Here is a 20,994-nt window from a genome sequence, read left to right on the forward strand (position 1 = left end):
TTATAAAGATATAAATGAAAGACGAAGAAGAAGATAACATCCTTCCTAACGAAGACGAAAACAACGACGCCAGTTTTGATGCCAATGATCAAGAAGGGTTCGATGATATAGTAACTTCCAGTGGGATGCACCATTTTTACGAAGATAAAGCCGACGAGCACGATACCATTACCAAAGTTACAGGAATGTACAAAGATTGGTTTTTGGATTATGCTTCGTATGTAATCTTAGAACGTGCCGTACCCGCTATCGAAGACGGATTCAAGCCGGTGCAACGCCGTATTATGCATTCGTTAAAAGAATTAGACGACGGCCGTTATAACAAAGTAGCAAATGTGGTGGGTCATACTATGCAATACCATCCTCACGGGGATCAAAGTATTGCCGATGCTATGGTGCAAATTGGTCAAAAAGATTTATTGATTGACTGCCAAGGAAACTGGGGTAACATTTTAACAGGCGATGGCGCAGCTGCTTCTCGTTATATCGAGGCACGTTTGTCCAAATTTGCTTTGGAAGTATTGTATTCTCCTAAAATTACAGATTGGGGCGTGTCGTATGACGGTCGTCGTGCAGAACCGAACAATCTTCCCGTGAAGTTTCCGTTGCTTTTGGCACAAGGAGCTGAGGGAATTGCGGTGGGACTTTCCACTAAAGTGTTGCCTCATAACTTCAATGAGTTGATTGACGCTTCCATAAAAATTCTGAAAGGAAAACCTTTTACTTTATATCCAGATTTTCAAACTGCAGGTATCGCTGACGTTTCGAATTATAACGACGGAATGCGTGGCGGACGAGTGCGAGTGCGTGCCAAGATCAGTCAGTTGGACAAAAATACTTTGGTAATTACCCAAATTCCGTTTTCGACCAATACCTCTAGCTTGATTGACAGTATTTTGAAAGCCAATGAAAAAGGGAAAATCAAAATCAAAAAAATCGAAGACAATACTGCTGCCGAGGTTGAGATTTTAATCCATCTTTTCCCTGGTGTTTCTCCTGATAAAACTATTGATGCTTTGTTTGCTTTTACTGCTTGCGAAACGTCAGTGGCACCGTTAGGTTGTGTAATCGAAGATAACAAACCGCTTTTTATTGGGGTTTCGGATATGTTGAAAATTTCGACCGACCGTACCGTAGATTTATTGCGTCAAGAACTCGAAATTCAATTAGAAGAATTAAAGAATAAATGGCATTTCGCAACTTTGGAGAAAATCTTCATTCGCGAAGAAATGTATATTGACTTCAAATTGTATTCGGATAAAGAAGCGTTATTCCAATATATGTATGATCGTTTTGAGCCTTTCAAACCCTCCTTTGTAAGAGAAATAAACGATGATGATTTGCAAAAACTAACGCAAATCCCAATGATTCGTATCACGCGTTTTGACTCGGATAAGGCCGATGATTTCATTGCGAAATTAGAGGACGAAATGAAGGAAGTGCAACATCATTTGGATCATATTATCGATTTTGCGATTTCTTATTTTACTAAGCTGAAAGAAAAATACGGCAAAGGAAGAGAGCGCCAAACCGAATTGAGAAGCTTTGATACTATCGAAGCAACAAAAGTGGTGTTGCGTAATACCAAATTATACGTTAATAGAGAAGAAGGGTTTATTGGCACAAGTTTGAAAAAAGACGAATACGTTACGGATTGCTCAGATATTGACGATGTAATTGTCTTTTTGCGAGACGGAAAAATGATAGTGACAAAAGTAGATGCTAAGACATTTATAGGAAAAGACATTATTCATGTTGCCGTTTTTGATAAAAGTGATAAACGCACGATTTACAATTTAATATACAGAGACGGAAAATCCGGACCATCATATATTAAACGCTTTAATGTTTCTGGAGTTACTCGAGATAAAGCCTATGATTTGACCAATGCTACTCCTGGATCTCAAATTTTGTATTTTTCTTGTAATCCCAACGGGGAAGCAGAAGTGATAAATGTATTGTTGAGACAAGTTGGCAGTATCAAAAAATTAAAATTTGACATTGATTTTGCCAAATTAGCCATCAAAGGAAGGGCTTCAAAGGGTAATTTGGTAACCAAATATCCAATTAAGAAAATTGAGTTAAAGGAGAAAGGGATTTCTACTTTATTACCAAGAAAGGTTTGGTTTGATGATACGGTTCAACGTTTAAATGTTGATGGTAGAGGAGAATTATTAGGTGAGTTTAGGCCAACAGATAAGATATTGGTAATATCACAAGCAGGAAAACTAAAAGTAATTATTCCAGAATTATCAACCCATTTTGATGAGGACATGATTGTTTTGGAAAAATGGATTCCCAACAAACCAATATCGGCAATTTATTTTGATGGCGAAAAAGAACGATATTATCTCAAACGCTTTTTAGTGGATTTTGAGAATAAAGAAGAAAGTTTTATTACAGAACATCTAAATTCGCGATTGGAAATTGTAGCTACCGATTATAGACCAGTGGCTGAATTGGTTTTCAGTAAAGTCAAAGGGGTGCAAAAAGATAATCTTGTAGTAGATATGGAAGCCTTTATTGCTGTAAAAGGATTTAAAGCGCTCGGTAATCAATTAACCACTGATAAACTCAAACAAGTAAATCTATTAGAACCTTTGCCATATGAAGCCCCTGAGGAGGAGGTTGTAGAAGAGTCTGAAAATTTTGAAATACCAGAGGATGATACTTCGATACAACTTGATGATGATGGACAAGTAACCTTGTCTTTGGAATAATAGATAGGCCGTTTTTAACAAATGTTAAAAACGGTTTTTTTTTATGTATTTTTTATCATAGGCGTTTGTTGGAATTATGTTATTTTTGAGGAATAAACAAAATAAAGCTTTTTTACTATGAGTATTTTTCCTTCGGATATAGAAATTGCACAAAAAAGTAAGATTTCCTCAATAAAAACGATTGCTCAAAAAATAAATATTGATGAAGATGATTTGGAATTGTATGGAAAATACAAAGCCAAATTGCCATTAAGTTTACAAAGCGAATTTCCAAAAGGAAAATTGGTTCTTGTTACAGCTATGTCGCCTACAAAATACGGCGAAGGCAAGTCAACTATGACTATTGGTTTAGTGGATGGCCTTAACAGTATTGGCAAAAAAGCTATAGCTGTTTTAAGAGAGCCATCATTAGGGCCTGTATTCGGTTTGAAAGGTGGAGCCGCTGGTGGAGGTTATGCTCAGGTTTTGCCTATGGAGGATATCAATTTACATTTTACAGGTGATTTTTCAGCAATTGAAAAGGCTAATAATTTATTGTCGGCCATTATCGATAACGAATTGCATAATCCCAATAGTACTATAAATTTAGATCCCAAATCCATAGCCTGGAAACGTGTAATGGATATGAATGATCGTGCCTTACGTCAAATTATTATTGGTATAGGTGATAAGTCGAATGGGGTGATGCGCGAAGAGAATTTTAATATTACACCTGCTTCAGAAGTCATGGCGATTCTGTGTCTGGCCAAAGATATAGCTGATTTGAAAAAACGTTTAGGGGAAATTTATGTAGGGAAAACACATACAGGCACCCCTGTTTTTGCAAAAGACTTAAACGTGGTCGGCGCAATGGCTGCTCTATTAAAGGATGCGATCAAGCCTAATTTAGTTCAAACTATAGAAGGAAACCCGGCGCTTATTCATGGAGGTCCTTTTGCGAGCATTGCGCAAGGAACAAATTCGGTAATTGCTACTAAAATGGGATTGTCTTTAGGAGAATATACAGTAACCGAGGCAGGTTTTGGTGCCGATTTGGGTGCCGAGAAATTTTTTCATATCAAATGTGAGCAATCTGGTTTGAAACCGGATGCTGTAGTTTTAGTGGCAACAATAAAGGCTATAAAGCACCACGCTGGTATACCACCTGAAGACTTAAACATTGAAAGTAAAGAAGCAATAATAAAAGGGTTTTCTAATTTAGAAAAACACATACAAAACATTCACAAGTTTGGAATTAATCCAGTGGTTTGTATCAATGCTTTTCCAACAGACACTCCTTTAGAGTATGATACTTTGATAAAGTTGTGTCGACAAAAAGGAGTAAAGGCATTGGTTAATACTGCATTTGTAGATGGTGGTAAAGGTGCTGAAGCGTTAGCAAAAGCTGTTGTAGAAGAAGTTGAGTCGGAAAGTGCAAATTATCAGCCTTTGTATCAAAATACAGATAGTATATCTACTAAAATAGCAACTATTGCTACCCAAATTTATGGGGCAACGGGGGTGGAATATTCTTCTAAGGCAAAAAAACAATTGAAAACCATTAGCGAACTTGGATTTGACCATTTTTCAATTTGTATGGTAAAAACTCCAGCGAGTTTTTCTGATGATGAGAAAAAAATTGGAAGCCCAAGCAATTTTACTGTAACGGTACGCGAATTTGAATTTGCCAGTGGCGCGGGATTTGTAATTCCATTGCTAGGCGATGTGATGCGTATGCCGGGTTTACCTAAACTCCCTAATGCTATCCGAATCGATATTGATGATAATGGCGTGATTTCGGGATTGTCTTAAAATAAAAGAGTTGTCTATTTAGACAACTCTTTCGTTTATTCAGTATTTATAATTATTTCTTTTTGGTTTTCATGTTCAATATTTCGACAAAGAGCGAAAAAGAAATAGCAAAGTATAAGTACCCTTTAGGGATAGGGGTAACATGACTGCCCAAAATTGAAGCATTGGCCAAATGAGCACTTTCGGTTAGTAACATGAAACCAATCAGTATCAAGAAAGATAGTCCTAAGATTTGGATAGATGGATGCTTGTTCACAAAGTTGCCCACAGGCACAGCAAATTGCATCATGATGAATACCGATACAACTACAGCAGTAATCATAATATAGAGCGCTCCAGGAACTCCATTGGTCATCCCGACTGCAGTTAATATACTATCAAAAGAAAAGACCAAATCGATCATGATGATTTGCAGAATCACACTTTGGAATGATTTGGTTGCTGCTTTTCCTAATTCCTTTTCTTCTTGACCTTTTTCGTCTACTTTTTCTCTAATTTCGTTGGTGCTTTTGTAAATTAAAAACAATCCGCCTAAGAGTAGTATGATACTTTGGCCAGTAATTCCAGCATGAAGCCACCCCCAATCAATAGTAAACCAAGGCTTTTTCATTTGGATTAATAAGTTAATTCCAAATAGTAGAGTTATACGCATGAACATGGCTAGAAACATTCCGATTTTTGTGGCTTTTTTGCGTTTCTCAATAGGAAGTTTGCTAGTTGCAATTGAGATAAAAATGATATTATCTATTCCTAATACAATTTCTAAGAAAGTTAAAGTGAGCAAGGCAATCCATGCATCAGGATTTAAAAATACTTCCATAATATTTTGGTTTGATTAGTATATAAATGATTGTAGTTGAATGTTGTGTAATTAGTCTTCGATTTTGGTTACAACACCTCTTTGTTTAGCATCAGTACCTAAAATACCAAATTCAAAAGTGTATGAATTGTTATCGGTAGTTAAAATTTTAATATGAATAGCTTTTTCTTCGGCCATATTCTTTGGATGTTTTTTTTGTAGTACGTATTCGCATTCGTTCACCCAACGTATGGAAGCGGTATCAGTTTTGCCTTCGAAAGTTTCAATTTCGATGCTGTCATTTCTTTCAAAAGTAGTTATTTTTTTGGCGCCATTTACGTCATATTCAAATTGAAATTTTCCCGTTTTGAAATCGGCACATTTCCTTTCGGAGTTGTAACAAGAAAAAAAAGTGAGCATTGGGACAAGTAGAAGTAGTTTTTTCATTATTACTTTGGGTTAAAGGTTATAGGTTTTCATTTTTATTCAACGATGATTTCGTATTGATCCAAAAGGCCGCAAATTCCCGCTGTCGAAAATTTGGCTTTTTTCATAGGATTTTTTGCTGGATCAATTTTGTAGTTGTATGCGGTTCTAAAATCTGCATTTGCTAGTTGTGTTTCATGGAAAAAGGCACGATCTAAATTGCAATTGTCAAAAACACTTTTATTTAATTGGGTGTGATGAAATACAACTTCTTTCATGGAGCAATTTGTAAATAGGGTGTTATGCATTTTCTTATTGGCAAAAGAAGCATAATCTAATATGCAATCTTCAAAACGCACTTCGAATAAAAAATCATCACATTCCTGAAATGGAGCGCCCATTATTTTACAGTTTTTAAAGTAATTTTTCTTTAACCCTGTACTTTTTAATTGAACCATGGAGAGATTACAATCTATAAATTCGCAATCTATAAACATACTTTGGCTCAAATCGGCATTTGAAAAATCGCAATTTTTAAAAACACATTCTTCAAATTCATAGTTTCGAATGCTTTGATGGTGTGTGTTGAGTTTTTCAAATACAATTTGAAAGTTGATTAAATTTTCCATTAGTCATTAAAAATTCCTTTAATTACCCATTGTAAACCAGAATACATTAGATACATTGCAACAATACATATTATGATTCCAATACCCAAGACTAAGTAATGCCAAAGGGTGTGTTGGTTCATAAAGGCATTATAAATGATAGCGGGGCCTATGAAGAGTAAAGGAAGTGTACCGAGTAGGAATTTTAGCCCTTTTGCAATGTGGTCCTTGTTTGTAGCCATTTTAATGTTTTCGAAATTTTAAATTACACAATGAGAAGCAAAAAATAATCAACCAGTTAAAATAGAGTTGCATTAAAAGCTCTTTTGGCTGTTGTAAATGAACAGGTAGATAGCTTACTTGTTTGTTAAATAGTTATCAACTGCTTTTCTTACACTACCATATTTTTCAAGCAATATTGAGGCTTGATCGTAGCTAACTGGTATTTCGCTCATGATCATTTTGATGCCTCGGTCTACCAGTTTGTTATTACTCAATTGCATGTCTACCATTTTGTTTCCTTTCACTTTTCCAAGCTGAATCATAGTGGTGGTGGTAATCATATTGAGTACTAACTTTTGTGCAGTACCAGCTTTCATTCTCGAACTTCCTGTAACAAATTCTGGTCCAACAATAACTTCTATAGGGTATTGTGCTGTTTTTGAAAGGGGGCTTCCTGCATTGCAAGAGATGCTACCAGTGCTAATATTGTTTTGATTACATGCTTCCAAACCACCAATTACATAAGGAGTTGTTCCAGAAGCAGCAATACCAACGACCACATCATTTTCGTTGATATTGAATTGTTGTAAATCGATCCAAGCTTGCTGAGCATCGTCTTCGGCATTTTCTACAGCTTTGCGAATGGCTGTGTCGCCTCCTGCAATGATACCTACAACCAAATCAAACGGAACCCCATAAGTCGGGGGACATTCTGAGGCGTCTAGAATTCCTAATCGACCGGATGTTCCTGCTCCTATATAAAAAAGGCGTCCACCTTTTCTTAGTTTAGTAACAATTTCGTTTACAAGTTTTTCAATTTGTGGTAAAGCTTTTTCAACGGCCATTGGAACAGTTTGGTCTTCTTTATTGATAGAAGCCAAAATCTCTTGTACGGACATTTGGTCTAAATCATCGTAATTCGAAGTTTGTTCGGTCGTTTTTATGAACGTCATAATAAATATTTATAGTGAAATTTTAAAGCCCCAAAGTTAAATAAAATTTAGGAGTCCTATTGAATTAAACATCAGTTTGTAGTTTGGGTAAGTTTAATTATGAAATCTTCAAAGTTTTAATTTGAAATCTGATGGAATAATGGAATTGGGATTGCAGAAGTGGTATGTATAATCTAACGTTATGTTTTGAAGCAATTTTAGTCTAAAATATTAATTGTAGGAAATCTCACTTTGAGTGGAAATTTTAAAAGTTGAATAGCGAGGAACTAGTAGGGCTAAAGCTTAATTGGTTTTTGCCATCTTAATGATTGCAGGGTCCTTTTCTGTTGACTCAGTTAATGTTTTGTGTAAGCGTTCAGCCATATTTTCGATACTGTCTGAGATGGAACCGCAAATTAAATCCATTCTTTTTTGTTTTTCTTCTCTTACGGCCAATAACAATTTGTCAACAAGGAAGTTGTCGTACTTTTCCGCTATCGAGTCATGAGTATTTGTAATTCTAATAACATATTCATTACTGAAGATAGTTACTCTGATATGATGGTCTTCATTACTCAAATAATATTTTCCGCCTAATTCATCACAATGGATATCAGTACTGTTTCTTTTTAATAGCTCAGTAATAATGCCAAAAATGTGACTTTCAGTTTTGGAAAATTCTCTGGATTTTTTTTGAAACAAACTAAACATAATAAACAGTTTTAAATTGGTTACGGCTACATTTGATTCATAATTTCTATTTGAATTCAATTGAAATTAATATCAACAACATCCAAATTGAGTTCAAAGGAAATTTAAATCTGTAATAGCTTCAAAATAAATCAGTTTAATAGCAAAAAGTTCAGATGAAATGCAATTTAATAGCTTTTGTCGCTTTGATTTTCGAATACAAAAGCAATAGGCTCCACTTTAATTTATAACATTATTGCTAAGAGGATTCCTATAACAATCATAGAGACCTTCGCGATGTTAAATTTATGACCTTCGCTACTTTCGAAAATGATAGTGGAAGAAATATGAAATAAAATTCCTATTACAATTGCCGTAATTTCGGTAATGTAGTTTTGTAATTGTGGCAGGGTATTAGCACACAAAGTACCTAGTGGAGTCATTACAGCAAACAAAAGCATAAACCACAAAATGGCATTTTTGTTGAGTTGGGCTTGATCAAAAAATGTAGTCAAGATGATAGCAATGGGAAGATGATGAATGGCAATTCCGAAGGCTAAGTCGTGATGATGTCCTACAGGAAATCCTTCTAAAAAAGCATGCGTGCATAAACTAATGAACAATAACCATGGGATATGGTATATTTTACCGTGTCCATGAACGTGTCCATGCTCAGCACCTTTAGAGAAAAACTCTAAGACAATTTGAAACAAAATTCCAATCATAATGAAAATCCCAACATTGTGATTGTGTACCGCATATACTTCTGGTAGTAATTGAATAACAGTAATAGCCAATAAAAATGAACCGCTAAAAGCTAATAATAGTTTTAGGTTGGTCTTTTTTTTAGGCTTAATTACTAATGCTATGATATATCCTAAAAGTACAGCTAGCAATGGCAATAGGTAATTCATTTATGGAAAATTTCTTTATGGTATAAAATACTTATTCTTTTTTTTAAAAGGTGAACAGGTTTCCAAAAATTATTTGAAAATCATGATCAATCGTTCGCTTTCTGTTTTATGGAATTTTTTTAGTTTATAATCGCCAAAAGTATCCAAAAGGTATATACCTGCTTGCTCCATTAATTCCTCAAAGTCTTGTAAAGTTAAAGCTTTTACTTTTTCGGTGAAATGGTACTTTTCTCCTTGGTCTTCAAAATCAATTTCTTTATAAATATGGCCGTCACTTACATATCTTTTGATGTGAAATTCGATGCCTTCCACTTCTTTTACTTCCTCAGGCACTAAGTTATTTATAACATAATTTACATTCATAAAATCGATAACCGCAAATCCATATTCGCTTAAGCTCTCCTTGATTGCTTTTAAGGTTGTAAGGTTGTCTTCGTCGTTTTCAAAATAACCAAAACTAGTGAATAAGTTGAAAATAGCATCGAATTTTTCATCATAAGGCATCCTCATATCATGCACTTGGAAATGCAGGTTAGGAGCAGTATTTTTTTGAGCTTCTTTAATACTGTTTTCGGAAAGATCAGCTCCTAGTACATCAAATCCTAATTGGCTTAAGTAAATCGCATGCCTGCCTTTGCCACAAGCTAAATCTAACACTTTGGCGTTTTGTGGTAAATTAAGATATTGAGTCAAGTTATCCATGAAAACTTGCGCTTCTCTGTAGTTTCTTTCTTTGTAAAGAATGTGGTAATAAGGGGTGTCAAACCAAGAGGCGTACCAATTATTAGTTTTTTGGGGTAAAGAATTCAGCATTTATTCTTTTTCATTATAAATTAAGCCGCAAATTTAGTTTATTTTTGCAACAAATATACTATTCCAAATAGTTTGGAATTTGGTGTTTTAATTATGGAATAAAGAAGAAAATGGAGAATTATAAAATGGTCGCCAAAACCTTTTTTGGTTTTGAAGAAATTTTAGCTCAAGAATTACGCCAATTAGGTGCTCAAGATGTAGAATTAGGCGTGCGTATGGTTAGTTTTAAAGGCGATAAGGGATTTATGTACAAAGCCAATCTATCGTTGCGTACTGCATTAAAAATTTTAAAACCTATCTATTCTTTTCGTGCCAATAACGAAAAAGCCTTGTATAAAGGAATTGCAAGTGTTAATTGGTCTAAATATCTTAACGCTAATCAAACGTTTGTGATTGATACTACGGTGCATTCAGAGTATTTTAATCACTCAGAGTTTGTTTCGCAAAAATGTAAGGATGCTATTGTGGATCAATTTAGGGAGCGAACAGGACAAAGACCAAGTATAGACAAAATGTTTCCTGATTTGAGAATCAATATTCATATTGGTAAAGATCAAGTATCGGTTGCATTGGATACTTCTGGTAATTCATTGCATCAGCGAGGTTATCGAGTAGCTACCAATATTGCGCCTATTAATGAGGTTTTAGCAGCAGGTATTTTGTTGTTGTCAGGTTGGGAAGGGCAAGGACATTTTTTAGACCCGATGTGTGGGTCTGGGACATTTTTGGCAGAAGCTGCTATGATTGCTTGCAACATTCCTGCTAATATCAATAGAAAAGAATTTGCTTTTGAGAAATGGAAGGATTGGGACAATGATTTGTTTGATCAAATCATGGATAGTTTATTAAAAAAAGTAAAAGAGTTTCATTATACCATCAAAGGGTATGACAAAGCTCCGAGCGCTGTTTTGAAGGCGAAAGAGAATATCCGAAATGCAAATTTGGAAGAGTATGTGTCGATTCAAGAGGCAAACTTCTTTGATACTGAAAAAACCACAGAAGGAAGACTGCATATGGTTTTTAACCCGCCCTATGATGAACGTTTGGATATTCAAACAGAAAATTTTTATAAGAACATAGGAGATACTTTAAAAAAGAGCTATCCTGGAACCCATGCTTGGTTTATCACTGGAAACTTAGAAGCTCTAAAATATGTAGGTTTGAAACCTTCTAGAAAAATTAAATTATTTAATGGAAGTATTGAAGCTCGTTTGGTTAAGTATGAAATGTATGAAGGCAGCAAACGAACCAAGTTTCAAACATTATCGGAATAATTGGTTTCCATCTTCAATTCGATTTATTCAGTAGTTACAACTTAAAAACCTATTTAGCCCCAATAGGACATGTCTAGGGGAGCATTATGACTAAATTACAATTACGTGCGTTATTATATCAAATGGGATGTTTTGGAGTATTATATCTCACCTCCCGCTATTTGATAGGGCACTATACAGCATTAACTGGATTATGGGTTTCTATTACGGCATTTGTAATCGGTACTATTTTGGTGCCTCAATTTCAGGCTATCAAAACCAAAGACGGAGAAAAATTGTTTATGAAATGGATTTTTATCAAAGGCGTGCGAATTATTGGTTAATAGACAAACCCTATTGATACAAAAAAGCGTTTTTACCAGTTAAAGTAAAAACGCTTTTTTTTTTATTTATTTCCCCAATATTAATTCTTGGGTTTATTGTTTTTTGCAGTAATTTCTGGAAGAATCTTCTTTTTGTATAGAGGAATAAAATAAGAAATGGTATAATTGAATCCCACACCAAAATCACCATCATATGTTCTGTTAAATCCTGGGATGTAGAGGTTTTCAAAACCTTTAGGTTCTTTGTTGGTTATCAGTCGGTTGAGTCTTAAGCTGAATCCCATAAAAACATTATCAAACATTTTGGCTTTAATGCCCGCTACGACTTCAATCCAAGAAGCGCTTAATCCATTGAATTTTTTTCCAGATACTATAGGAGGTACTTCTCCCCAATAAGGATTAGGATTATAAATTTTGTAGCTATTCAACTGTTGATTAAAGGTAGAAAACCCTGCTCGTAAACCAATAGAGATGATGTTTTCCATATCAAGCCAGTTTTCATAAGCATTGTAGTCGAAACCTGCTTTGAGATAAGACCCTTGGGCAGTAGAATTCAGTCGTGTATCTTCGGTTGTTTTGTTTTCTGTACCGAGCTCTGCTGCCAAATAGTAATTTTTAGTAAGTCGATAATCTCCTACAAATTCAATTCCTTTGTAGTCTTTGTCGTATAATCCTCGAGTAAGTTTGTACAAATCTACACCAACCCTTAACCCATAGCGATTTATTTTGGGTTTAATTGTGTCGTTTTCTTTCTTCTTGGGTAGTTTTTCAACTTCCTGAACGGGTTTTGCTGGCAGTATATTATCGGCTTTCAAAGGAGTCGATTGGGTTTCCTGTGCCTGCAAAATAGTACAAAAAAGGATAAAAAAACTACTAAAAAAATATGGAAAGATGCACTTCATTTTCGTCATTGATGTTGGTTTTTTGCAGCTGAATAAATTTCATCCATTTGGTGTCGGCTACTGCACCATCGGTATGAATGAAAGGATTACTCGGACTCATTTCGAATATGGTTTTGAAGCCACAAGCTCTTGAAACATAGACTTCATTTGTAGTATAACTAAAAGTAATTATGTCGGTATTGACAAATGCCAAATTGGAACTGCCAGAATTCAAGACAAATTGAAATGAAGTACTAGTACTATTGGTTTTCAAAGGTATTGCTATTGATTTCGAATTGGCCAAATACTTAGCTTCTCCCGTAGCTTTGGGTTCAAAAATCACCCCTTCAGTCATGCCTTCTCCAATTACTTTTAAATTGGTTACACTTTTTTCTACGGTTGGATTGTTTATATCATAAAATTTAATAACCAATCTTGGTGTAGTTGGCGTATTAGGATCGCAAATGTCGTCTTTTTCGCAACCGGAAAAAGAATAAAACAAAGTTAAAAGGAGAATTAGATAATGGATTTTTTTCATTTGAGATGCATTAACGTCTTTCTAATAAAACTACATTTTCAACATGATGTGTTTGTGGAAACATATCCACAGGACGAACTCTTGTTACTTTGTATTTTTCATCCATTAAGGCTAAATCTCTAGCTTGTGTCGCTGAATTACAACTTACGTAAACTACTTTTTTAGGAGCAATTTTTAAAATTTGTTCTATAACATCTTTGTGCATACCGTCTCTAGGGGGATCGGTAATGATAACATCGGGTTGTCCATTTTGCGCGATAAATGCATCATTAAAAACTACCTTCATATCGCCAACAAAAAAGGTGCAATTTGAAATTTTGTTGCGTTCTGCATTGGCTTTGGCATCTTTAATGGCTTCTGGAACACTCTCAACACCTACAACTTTTTTTGCTTTTTTGGAAACAAATTGAGCAATAGTACCTGTTCCGGTGTATAAATCATATACAATTTCATTACCTGTTAGTCCGGCAAATTCTCTTGTGATTTTATAAAGTTCGTAGGCTTGATCCGAATTGGTTTGGTAAAAAGATTTAGCATTGATGCAAAATTTCAAACCTTCCATTTCTTCCAAAATATATTCGCGACCTTTGTATAATTGCACTTCAGTGTCATACAAAGTATCGTTTGCCTTATTGTTGATGACAAATTGTAAAGATGTTATTTGAGGAAATTTTTCATACAAGAAATCTAAAAGTAATTCTCTTTTTTCTTGATCGTCTTCATAAAATTGTATCAAAACCATGATTTCGCCAGTTGAAGCTGTTCGAATCATTAAGGTTCTTAATAAGCCTTCTTGAGCTCTTGGATTGAAAAAACTCAAATTGTTTTCGTTGGCAAAATCGCGAATGCTATTGCGAATGGCATTGGAAGGATCTTCTTGTAAATGACATTTTTGGATGTCCAAAATTTTATCCCACATTTTAGGAATATGAAATCCTAAAGCATTTTTGTTCGCTACTTCTTCTTTGCTATCAATTTCATTTTCGGTTAACCATCGGCTATTTGAAAATGAAAATTCCATTTTATTGCGATAAAAGAATTGTTTTTCTGATCCTAAAATAGGGTCAAATTCTGGAAGTTCGATTTTTCCAATACGTTGTAAGTGATTTTGAACTTCGTTTTGCTTAAAAAACAATTGTTGGCTGTAATTCATGTTTTGCCATTTGCAACCTCCACAAACACCAAAATGATCACAAATTGGCGCAACGCGGTGTTGTGAGTATTCATGAAATTTTACAGCCTTACCCTCGTAATAGGCTTTTCTCTTTTTTAGTGTTTGTACATCGATTACATCTCCAGGAACAACATTTGGGATGAATACAACTTTACCATCGGGAGCTTTGGCTACCGAAACGCCTTTTGCGCCTGCGTCAAGGACTTTTAACTGATGAAAGACAACTTTGTCTGTATTTTTCTTTGCCATAGCGCAAAAATAAGCTATAGATTTAACTTTTGGATTTGAATTATGATTTTTTTTATCCAATTGTTATGCTTCGCACTTTATTCCATGATGTCTTTCCAGTCTTTAGTGGTAATTGCAGAAGCTTTATTTTTCTTATTCATTTTTACACGCATTTCTTTTGTAATGCTATCTTTTTCAAAATGAGCTTTAAAACGATACGTGTTGGAACTGTCTTTTTTACGAAACATCATTTCGATAAATTCTAAGTCTTTGAAGGCACCATACTCTTTATTGAACTTTTCACAGATTTTTTTTAATTTCTCAAGTTTTGAATTGTTTATCACTTTTTCAGTAGCTTCATTTTCTGAAAACGGAATGAATTCATTGGTATTACAGGTGCTAAGTACTCTTTTACCAAGTTCATAAGCCTTTTTTTCTTGTGAATTTTCGTCGGTTGTTAATTCGGATACACGTACCTTTTTTTTATCATTTACATCAATTTTTTGGGTTTTACAGCCTGTAATAAGTAGTAAACTAAGCAGTATAAAGACTCTTTTCATGATTACAGTTTTTAGGATGTTTACGAAGTTTTTTTGATGTTTTAACGCGATGAGTTTTGTAAATAAATGATAATCATGAAGATAGTAAAATTATTTTTATTAGCAAAAACCGAATTTTGATTTTGGGTTTTTCAATCATATTTGTAAAGAATACATTATATAGTGATTAAAAATAAGTATCTTTGATGGGGTTAAATAATTAAAAATCAGTAGTTTGAGGTAGTTTGGTTTTAAAATAGATTACTAATCGTTAAAAATTATTATTATGAAGCATTCAATTCAATTCGTTGTAGTTCTGAGTCTTATGTTTTTTACTTCATTCGTTCCGAGAGAGGGATACGAAAGGAAAAATAAGGATGTTGATAATGTTTTTAGGGAGGTGATTAAAGTAAGTTTAAATCAAGACGGGACAGGCTTGATTTTGGACGATGGCAATTCGAAAGGACCTGATATCACTACCAAAGTCTCAAAAAACACGAGAATTAAATGGAAATTAGTATCCGACTCCGGGATAACTTCTTTAGATAGTATAGTGTCTAAGAATGGAGTAAATGTTTTTATAACTTCTCCTAAAAAGAATAGCGATGGTGATTTAGTTGGTGATGTCGGTGAAGTAACTGAAGGAACTATAGAAGAATATGGGATTTATTATACCATCAATGGGGTGTCAAACATGCATGATCCTAAAATTCAAATTCGTTAAGTACTCAACTGTGAATGTTATATTTTGTAAAGAACTTTATTCCATATTCTAAAGTTGTACATTTTGCTTTGACTTTATTCTGGTTATTGCTTTGTTCTACTGCTTTGGGGCAGATTCAAAGTAAAGTTGACAGTTTGGAGCTTTTGTACAAACATCAGGAATTGAATCCAAAGCAAGAATTAGAAGTTCTTGATGAGCTTGCCTTTAATGAACATGATACGGAAAAGAAGTTAAAGTATAGTAATTTGTTAATTCAAAAAGCTACGACTTTTAAATCGCCTTTTTACGTGTATAGAGGGTTTACGGGCAAAGGATATGCTTATATGTTAAAAGGTGACTATGGAGACGCCTTGAATTTCTTTCTAAAAGCATCCAAATTGGCCACTTCTCTTAAAATATCTAAGAGAATTTCGGCAACTAATATTTCAATTGCGGATGTTTATTCTTTGCTAGATAAAAAGGATTTGGCTGTAAAGTATTACCTAAAATCGATTGAATTACTTCGAGAGGAAAAAGATTCTACCGTTTTAGCATCTGCATTATTAAATGCTGGCGATTTATACATTTCGACTAACGATTTGAACAAAGCTATGCTGTTGACTCAAGAAGCTAATCAGATTTTTGAAAAACTCAATTATAAAACTGGTATTGCTTATAGTTTAGGAAATTTGGGAATGATTTATGCCAAATTAAAGCAAGATGATTTAGCCACGAATAATATCAATAAAGCCATTGCGATATTGGAAGTTGAAAAAGATTTTTATCCCATTTGTGTATATCTCATGACGATGGCTGACATTTATTTGGAAAAGCAAGATGTCAAAAAAGCCACACAATATACCAACAAAAGTTTGTCTCTAGCGTTGAAATACAATTTAAAAAGGGAAATAGCAGATGCTAATTTTAAGTTGTCAAAAATTTTTGAAAAGTCTCAGCAGTACCAACAATCACTTTTTCATTTCAAAAATTACACTTTATTTAATGACAGTATAAAGAATATAGAATCGGTAAAAAAAATATCTGAAATACAAGCCAAGTTTGAAATTGACAAAAAACAATTGATAGTAGATAAACTCAACCAAGAGAAAAAATCTCAGCGAATAATCACTATTATTTTTTTGATTGGAGTATTCTTGTTGTTTCTATTGGCATTTGGGCTATATCGTAGGTATAAGTACGTTTCCAAAACCAATCAGATTATTGAAAATGAAAAGAATCGTTCAAATGCTTTGTTGTTGAATATTTTACCCGAGTCGACTGCAGCTGAATTAAAAGAAAATGGAAGGGTAACTTCCAGAAAATTTGATTCGGTAACTGTTTTGTTTACTGATTTTGTGGGATTTACCAATTACTCCAAAACATTAGAACCCGAACAATTGGTTCAGCAAATAGATTTTTATTTTTCAAAATTTGATGAGATAATTGAAAAGTACAATTTAGAAAAAATTAAAACCATTGGAGATGCCTACATGTGTGCGGCCGGGTTAACCAATGACACACAAAATCATGCTCATAGAATGATGGCTGCTGCTGTAGAGATTGTCCAATTTGTGGAGCAGTGTTCTGTTGATTCATGGCCACATCAATATTGGTTTGAAATACGAGTTGGGATACATACAGGACCTGTTGTCGCTGGGGTAGTGGGAACCCGAAAGTTTGCCTATGATATTTGGGGAGATACTGTAAACATTGCTTCACGTATGGAATCCAATTCCATTTCTGGCAGAATAAATGTATCAAAAGATACTTATGAATTGGTCAAAGACACCTTCGAATTTGAATATCGTGGAGAGATTGAGGTGAAAAACAAAGGGAAAATGCAAATGTATTTTTATCTCCCTGATGTCATTATTGGCAAGGCCTAAAAAGAAAATAGAGTCTCTAAAATGTCATCTTGTCAGATTTATTTTGACAGCTATTAATAAAATGACATTATTTTATATAAATAAAAACTTGGCACAGTCCTTGACTTATCGACCTCGAGTTGTTAAAATGAGTATACAATAAAAATTAAATATAATAAAAATGGGTAAAATAATCGGAATTGATTTAGGTACGACCAACTCTTGTGTTTCTGTAATGGAAGGGAATGAAGCAGTTGTTATTCCAAATGCGGAAGGTAAAAGAACAACGCCATCTATCATCGCTTTTGTTGAAGGTGGAGAAATTAAAGTGGGTGATCCTGCAAAAAGACAAGCAGTAACTAATCCAACTAAGACTATTGCTTCTATTAAAAGATTCATGGGGCATACTTTTGCTGAAATTACTGAAGAAGCAAAAAGAGTTCCTTACAGTGTAGTAAAAGGAGACAACAATACGCCACGTGTGGATATTGACGGTCGTTTATATACTGCTCAAGAATTGTCTGCAATGACACTTCAAAAAATGAAAAAAACTGCTGAAGACTATTTAGGTCAAACAGTAACTGAGGCAGTTATTACTGTTCCTGCATACTTTAACGATGCACAACGTCAGGCTACAAAAGAGGCTGGTGAAATTGCTGGTTTGAAAGTTATGCGTATCATCAACGAACCAACTGCTGCTGCTTTGGCTTACGGATTGGATAAAAAAGGAACAGATCAAAAAATTGCTGTTTACGATTTAGGTGGAGGTACTTTCGATATCTCTGTATTGGAATTAGGAGACGGAGTTTTCGAAGTGTTGTCTACTAATGGTGATACTCACTTAGGTGGTGATGATTTTGACCAAGTAATCATTGACTGGTTGGCAGACGAATTCAAAGCTGAAGAAGGTATTGATTTACGTTTGGACCCAATGTCATTACAACGTATCAAAGAAGCTGCTGAGAAAGCAAAAATCGAATTGTCTTCTTCTGCAGAAACTGAAATCAACTTGCCATACGTTACGGCTACAGCTTCAGGACCAAAACACTTAGTGAAAAAATTAACTCGTGCTAAATTTGAGCAATTAGCTGATAGTTTAGTAAAACGTTCTATGACACCAGTAGCACAAGCTTTGAAAGATGCAGGTTTGTCTACTTCTGACATTGACGAAGTAATCTTAGTAGGTGGTTCTACTCGTATCCCAAGAATCGTTGAAGAAGTTGAAAAATTCTTTGGTAAAAAAGCGTCTAAAGGTGTTAACCCTGATGAGGTTGTAGCTATTGGTGCTGCTATCCAAGGTGGTGTATTGTCTGGAGATGTAAAAGATGTATTGTTACTTGACGTTACGCCTTTGGCTTTAGGTATCGAAACTATGGGTGGTGTAATGACTACTTTGATCGAAGCTAACACTACTATCCCAACTAAAAAATCTCAAGTATTCTCAACTGCTGCTGATTCTCAACCATCTGTAGAAATTCATGTTTTACAAGGTGCAAGAACCATGGCTGTAGATAACAAAACTATTGGTCGTTTCCACTTAGACGGAATTCCACCAGCCCCAAGAGGAGTGCCTCAAATTGAAGTAACTTTTGATATTGATGCTAATGGTATCATCAAAGTATCGGCTACTGACAAAGGTACAGGTAAATCTCATGACATTCGTATCGAAGCTTCTTCTGGATTGACAGCTGAAGAAATCGAGAAAATGAAAAAAGATGCAGAAGCTAATGCTGATGCAGACAGATTAGCTAAAGAAAAAGCAGAAAAATTGAACGAAGCTGACTCTATGATTTTCCAAACAGAATCTCAATTGAAAGAGCTTGGTGATAAATTATCTGACGATAACAAAGTAGCTGTTGAGTACGCTTTGACTGAATTGAGAATGGCACACCAATCTCAAGACATTCCAGCAATTCAAACCGCTTTAGATAACATCAATGCAGCTTGGAAAAAAGCTACAGAAGCTATGTACGCTCAGGGAGAACAAGGGCAAGCGGCTGCAGAGCCACAAGCACAATCTCAAGGAGATAATGTTGAAGATGTAGAATTTGAAGAAGTTAAATAATTTCGAAGTACTTAGGTACTAAGATTTTAAAATATTGGGAAAACCGAGTCTTCATTGACTCGGTTTTTTTATTTCACTCTCAAGGTTTGATTTTGTTCTAATAATTCTCTTTGCAAGCAAACCCTTTTTTTAAACATTACAAATAATAAATTAATGTTAAAATAACACAAGCCAAGTCCCAAAATGGAGCCATTTCTCTCTAAATCAGATGTTATTGGTAGTAAACTGATTTTTCTCATAAAAAATCATTTTTTTTTGAATTAATTTCGCATTAAAATTTGTGATTAAGGCATTTGATAAGGTAAAAAAATCTTGTCAAATTGTTAAAAATCAAATAGATATTGATTAATTTTAGTAATATTACTATATAAAATCAATGTATGAGAAAAATCAAATATCGTAAAGGGCGAAAATTGCATTCAAGTAGTTTTGAATATACCGGAGTACACACACATAAAACTTCAGAAATGCAACTTTTTGTTTATAATGATAGTGGTTTTTTTGAGTATGATGAATTAAAAGTGTCAGAATTAAGTGCACTTATTGATCCATCAAAAGTCAATTGGCTAAATCTACATGGGTTGAATGATTTGGAACTACTAAAATCGATTGGAAATCATTTTTCTATTGACAATTATGTTCTTTCTGATGTTTTAAATACAAACAAAAGAACAAAGTTTGAAGAGACCAATGATCATTTTTTTTTTAATATCAAATCGATTTTGCCTAATGAAGATGAAAGTATTACAGTTGAGCAAATAAGCTTTTTTTTTAGAAAAGGAATTTTGTTGTCTTTTCAAGAAAAACGGTCCGATTTTTTTACTCATATTAGAGATAGAATTCGACAAAATTTAGGAATTATTAGGTCTAAAAACGTAGACTATCTTTTGTACTCTCTATTGGATGCTGTAATGGAAAATTTTTATATCACCATAGAAAATGAGGAAAGCAAATTAGAAGCCATTATTGCCTTGTCAAAATCCAGTTCCGATCTCATGATTTTGGAACGGATTGAAAAGCATAGAGATAATTTTAATTTTTTGAAGCGTTCCATTGTGCCTTTAAGGGATTCATTGTTTGATTTGAAAAGCATTAAAGACGATACTACTTTTAATAGTATGTCCAATGAAAGTGTTGTGTTTTTTAACCGCTTGTATCAGAAAGCTTTGGATTTATTAGAACAAATTGATTCAGACATGAGTATAGTTGAAAGTGCGACCAATTTTTTCTATACCACACAATCGCATAAAATGAACGAAATAATGAAAACGTTGACCATTGTTTCTTCTGTGTTTATACCGCTTACCTTCATCGTAGGTGTGTATGGTATGAATTTCGAGAATATGCCCGAGCTAAAACATCCATATGGATATTACCTAGTGATGTTGTTGATGCTATTCATAAGTATTGCAATGGTGCTTTATTTTAAAAAGAGAAAATGGTTTTAGAAAATGATAATTTCAAAATTAATAATATAGCTAAATATATA

General features: G+C 34.2%; 20 protein-coding genes. 8 read left to right on the top strand and 12 right to left on the bottom strand.

Features of this window, described 5'->3' with window-relative positions:
- Nucleotides 1–14 precede the first annotated feature (14 nt).
- Nucleotides 15–2,720: a DNA gyrase/topoisomerase IV subunit A gene (locus ACZIX2_RS03500; protein ID WP_463338696.1), complete on the top strand. Its 2,706-nt coding sequence runs from the start codon at nt 15–17 to the stop codon at nt 2,718–2,720.
- Between the two features lie 117 nt (nt 2,721–2,837).
- Nucleotides 2,838–4,511 (top strand): formate--tetrahydrofolate ligase, encoded by a 1,674-nt coding sequence (locus ACZIX2_RS03505; protein ID WP_463338697.1) that lies wholly within the window; start codon nt 2,838–2,840, stop codon nt 4,509–4,511.
- A 52-nt stretch (nt 4,512–4,563) separates the two neighbouring features.
- On the opposite strand, the gene ACZIX2_RS03510 is transcribed toward ACZIX2_RS03505, so the two are convergent.
- The 8 genes from ACZIX2_RS03510 to ACZIX2_RS03545 all read right to left on the bottom strand — a co-directional run bounded on the left by ACZIX2_RS03510 (nt 4,564) and on the right by ACZIX2_RS03545 (nt 9,915).
- The gene (locus ACZIX2_RS03510; RefSeq protein WP_463338698.1) at nt 4,564–5,331 is read right to left on the bottom strand and encodes a TerC family protein; all 768 of its coding nucleotides are present in this window, start codon (nt 5,329–5,331) and stop codon (nt 4,564–4,566) included.
- Nucleotides 5,332–5,382: 51 nt separating this feature from the next.
- Nucleotides 5,383–5,757, bottom strand: coding sequence for a DNA topoisomerase IV (locus tag ACZIX2_RS03515; RefSeq protein WP_463338699.1), 375 nt, complete (start codon nt 5,755–5,757; stop codon nt 5,383–5,385).
- Between the two features lie 35 nt (nt 5,758–5,792).
- Nucleotides 5,793–6,365, bottom strand: coding sequence for a pentapeptide repeat-containing protein (locus tag ACZIX2_RS03520; RefSeq protein ID WP_463338700.1), 573 nt, complete (start codon nt 6,363–6,365; stop codon nt 5,793–5,795).
- A complete protein-coding gene (locus ACZIX2_RS03525; RefSeq protein ID WP_463338701.1) occupies nt 6,365–6,586 on the bottom strand; it encodes a DUF6095 family protein in 222 nt (73 codons plus the stop codon). The genes ACZIX2_RS03520 and ACZIX2_RS03525 overlap by 1 nt, the downstream gene beginning before the upstream one ends.
- Nucleotides 6,587–6,700: 114 nt before the next feature.
- Complete coding sequence (gene murQ / locus ACZIX2_RS03530; RefSeq protein ID WP_463338702.1) at nt 6,701–7,519, bottom strand: N-acetylmuramic acid 6-phosphate etherase; 819 nt, start codon at nt 7,517–7,519, stop codon at nt 6,701–6,703.
- A gap of 282 nt (nt 7,520–7,801) precedes the next feature.
- Nucleotides 7,802–8,269 carry a hypothetical protein gene (locus tag ACZIX2_RS03535; RefSeq protein ID WP_463338703.1) on the bottom strand — a complete coding sequence of 156 codons (468 nt, stop codon included), beginning with the start codon at nt 8,267–8,269 and terminating at the stop codon, nt 7,802–7,804.
- Between the two features lie 164 nt (nt 8,270–8,433).
- Nucleotides 8,434–9,102 carry a ZIP family metal transporter gene (locus tag ACZIX2_RS03540; RefSeq protein ID WP_463338704.1) on the bottom strand — a complete coding sequence of 223 codons (669 nt, stop codon included), beginning with the start codon at nt 9,100–9,102 and terminating at the stop codon, nt 8,434–8,436.
- Between the two features lie 69 nt (nt 9,103–9,171).
- Nucleotides 9,172–9,915 carry a class I SAM-dependent methyltransferase gene (locus tag ACZIX2_RS03545; protein WP_463338705.1) on the bottom strand — a complete coding sequence of 248 codons (744 nt, stop codon included), beginning with the start codon at nt 9,913–9,915 and terminating at the stop codon, nt 9,172–9,174.
- Nucleotides 9,916–10,025: 110 nt separating this feature from the next.
- Here ACZIX2_RS03545 and ACZIX2_RS03550 point away from each other — a divergent pair, with 110 nt between their 5' ends.
- Together ACZIX2_RS03550 and ACZIX2_RS03555 are read left to right on the top strand one after the other, a co-directional pair.
- Nucleotides 10,026–11,189, top strand: coding sequence for a THUMP domain-containing class I SAM-dependent RNA methyltransferase (locus ACZIX2_RS03550; protein ID WP_463338706.1), 1,164 nt, complete (start codon nt 10,026–10,028; stop codon nt 11,187–11,189).
- A gap of 86 nt (nt 11,190–11,275) precedes the next feature.
- Nucleotides 11,276–11,512, top strand: coding sequence for a hypothetical protein (locus tag ACZIX2_RS03555; RefSeq protein WP_463338707.1), 237 nt, complete (start codon nt 11,276–11,278; stop codon nt 11,510–11,512).
- 80 nt (nt 11,513–11,592) lie between these two features.
- Here the strand turns inward: ACZIX2_RS03555 and ACZIX2_RS03560 are convergent, their stop codons facing one another.
- The 4 genes from ACZIX2_RS03560 to ACZIX2_RS03575 all read right to left on the bottom strand — a co-directional run bounded on the left by ACZIX2_RS03560 (nt 11,593) and on the right by ACZIX2_RS03575 (nt 14,893).
- On the bottom strand, nt 11,593–12,414 hold the full coding sequence (locus ACZIX2_RS03560) for a DUF6048 family protein (protein WP_463338956.1): 822 nt from the start codon (nt 12,412–12,414) through the stop codon (nt 11,593–11,595).
- Nucleotides 12,386–12,931, bottom strand: coding sequence for a DUF6452 family protein (locus ACZIX2_RS03565; protein ID WP_463338708.1), 546 nt, complete (start codon nt 12,929–12,931; stop codon nt 12,386–12,388). The genes ACZIX2_RS03560 and ACZIX2_RS03565 overlap by 29 nt, the downstream gene beginning before the upstream one ends.
- Before the next feature lie 10 nt (nt 12,932–12,941).
- Nucleotides 12,942–14,354, bottom strand: a complete 1,413-nt coding sequence (gene rlmD, locus ACZIX2_RS03570) for a 23S rRNA (uracil(1939)-C(5))-methyltransferase RlmD (RefSeq protein WP_463338709.1) — start codon at nt 14,352–14,354, stop codon at nt 12,942–12,944.
- A 77-nt stretch (nt 14,355–14,431) separates the two neighbouring features.
- A complete protein-coding gene (locus ACZIX2_RS03575; RefSeq protein ID WP_463338710.1) occupies nt 14,432–14,893 on the bottom strand; it encodes a hypothetical protein in 462 nt (153 codons plus the stop codon).
- Between the two features lie 265 nt (nt 14,894–15,158).
- Between ACZIX2_RS03575 and ACZIX2_RS03580 the strand changes: the two genes are divergently transcribed.
- The 4 genes from ACZIX2_RS03580 to corA all read left to right on the top strand — a co-directional run bounded on the left by ACZIX2_RS03580 (nt 15,159) and on the right by corA (nt 20,953).
- Nucleotides 15,159–15,596 (top strand): hypothetical protein, encoded by a 438-nt coding sequence (locus ACZIX2_RS03580; RefSeq protein WP_463338711.1) that lies wholly within the window; start codon nt 15,159–15,161, stop codon nt 15,594–15,596.
- 14 nt (nt 15,597–15,610) lie between these two features.
- Nucleotides 15,611–17,461: an adenylate/guanylate cyclase domain-containing protein gene (locus ACZIX2_RS03585; RefSeq protein ID WP_463338712.1), complete on the top strand. Its 1,851-nt coding sequence runs from the start codon at nt 15,611–15,613 to the stop codon at nt 17,459–17,461.
- A gap of 160 nt (nt 17,462–17,621) precedes the next feature.
- Entirely contained in the window at nt 17,622–19,505 is a 1,884-nt protein-coding gene (dnaK, locus tag ACZIX2_RS03590) for a molecular chaperone DnaK (protein ID WP_463338713.1), read from the top strand.
- A gap of 380 nt (nt 19,506–19,885) precedes the next feature.
- Complete coding sequence (corA, locus tag ACZIX2_RS03595; RefSeq protein WP_463338714.1) at nt 19,886–20,953, top strand: magnesium/cobalt transporter CorA; 1,068 nt, start codon at nt 19,886–19,888, stop codon at nt 20,951–20,953.
- Nucleotides 20,954–20,994 lie beyond the last annotated feature (41 nt).

The sequence above is a fragment of the Flavobacterium riviphilum genome, from assembly GCF_055231795.1.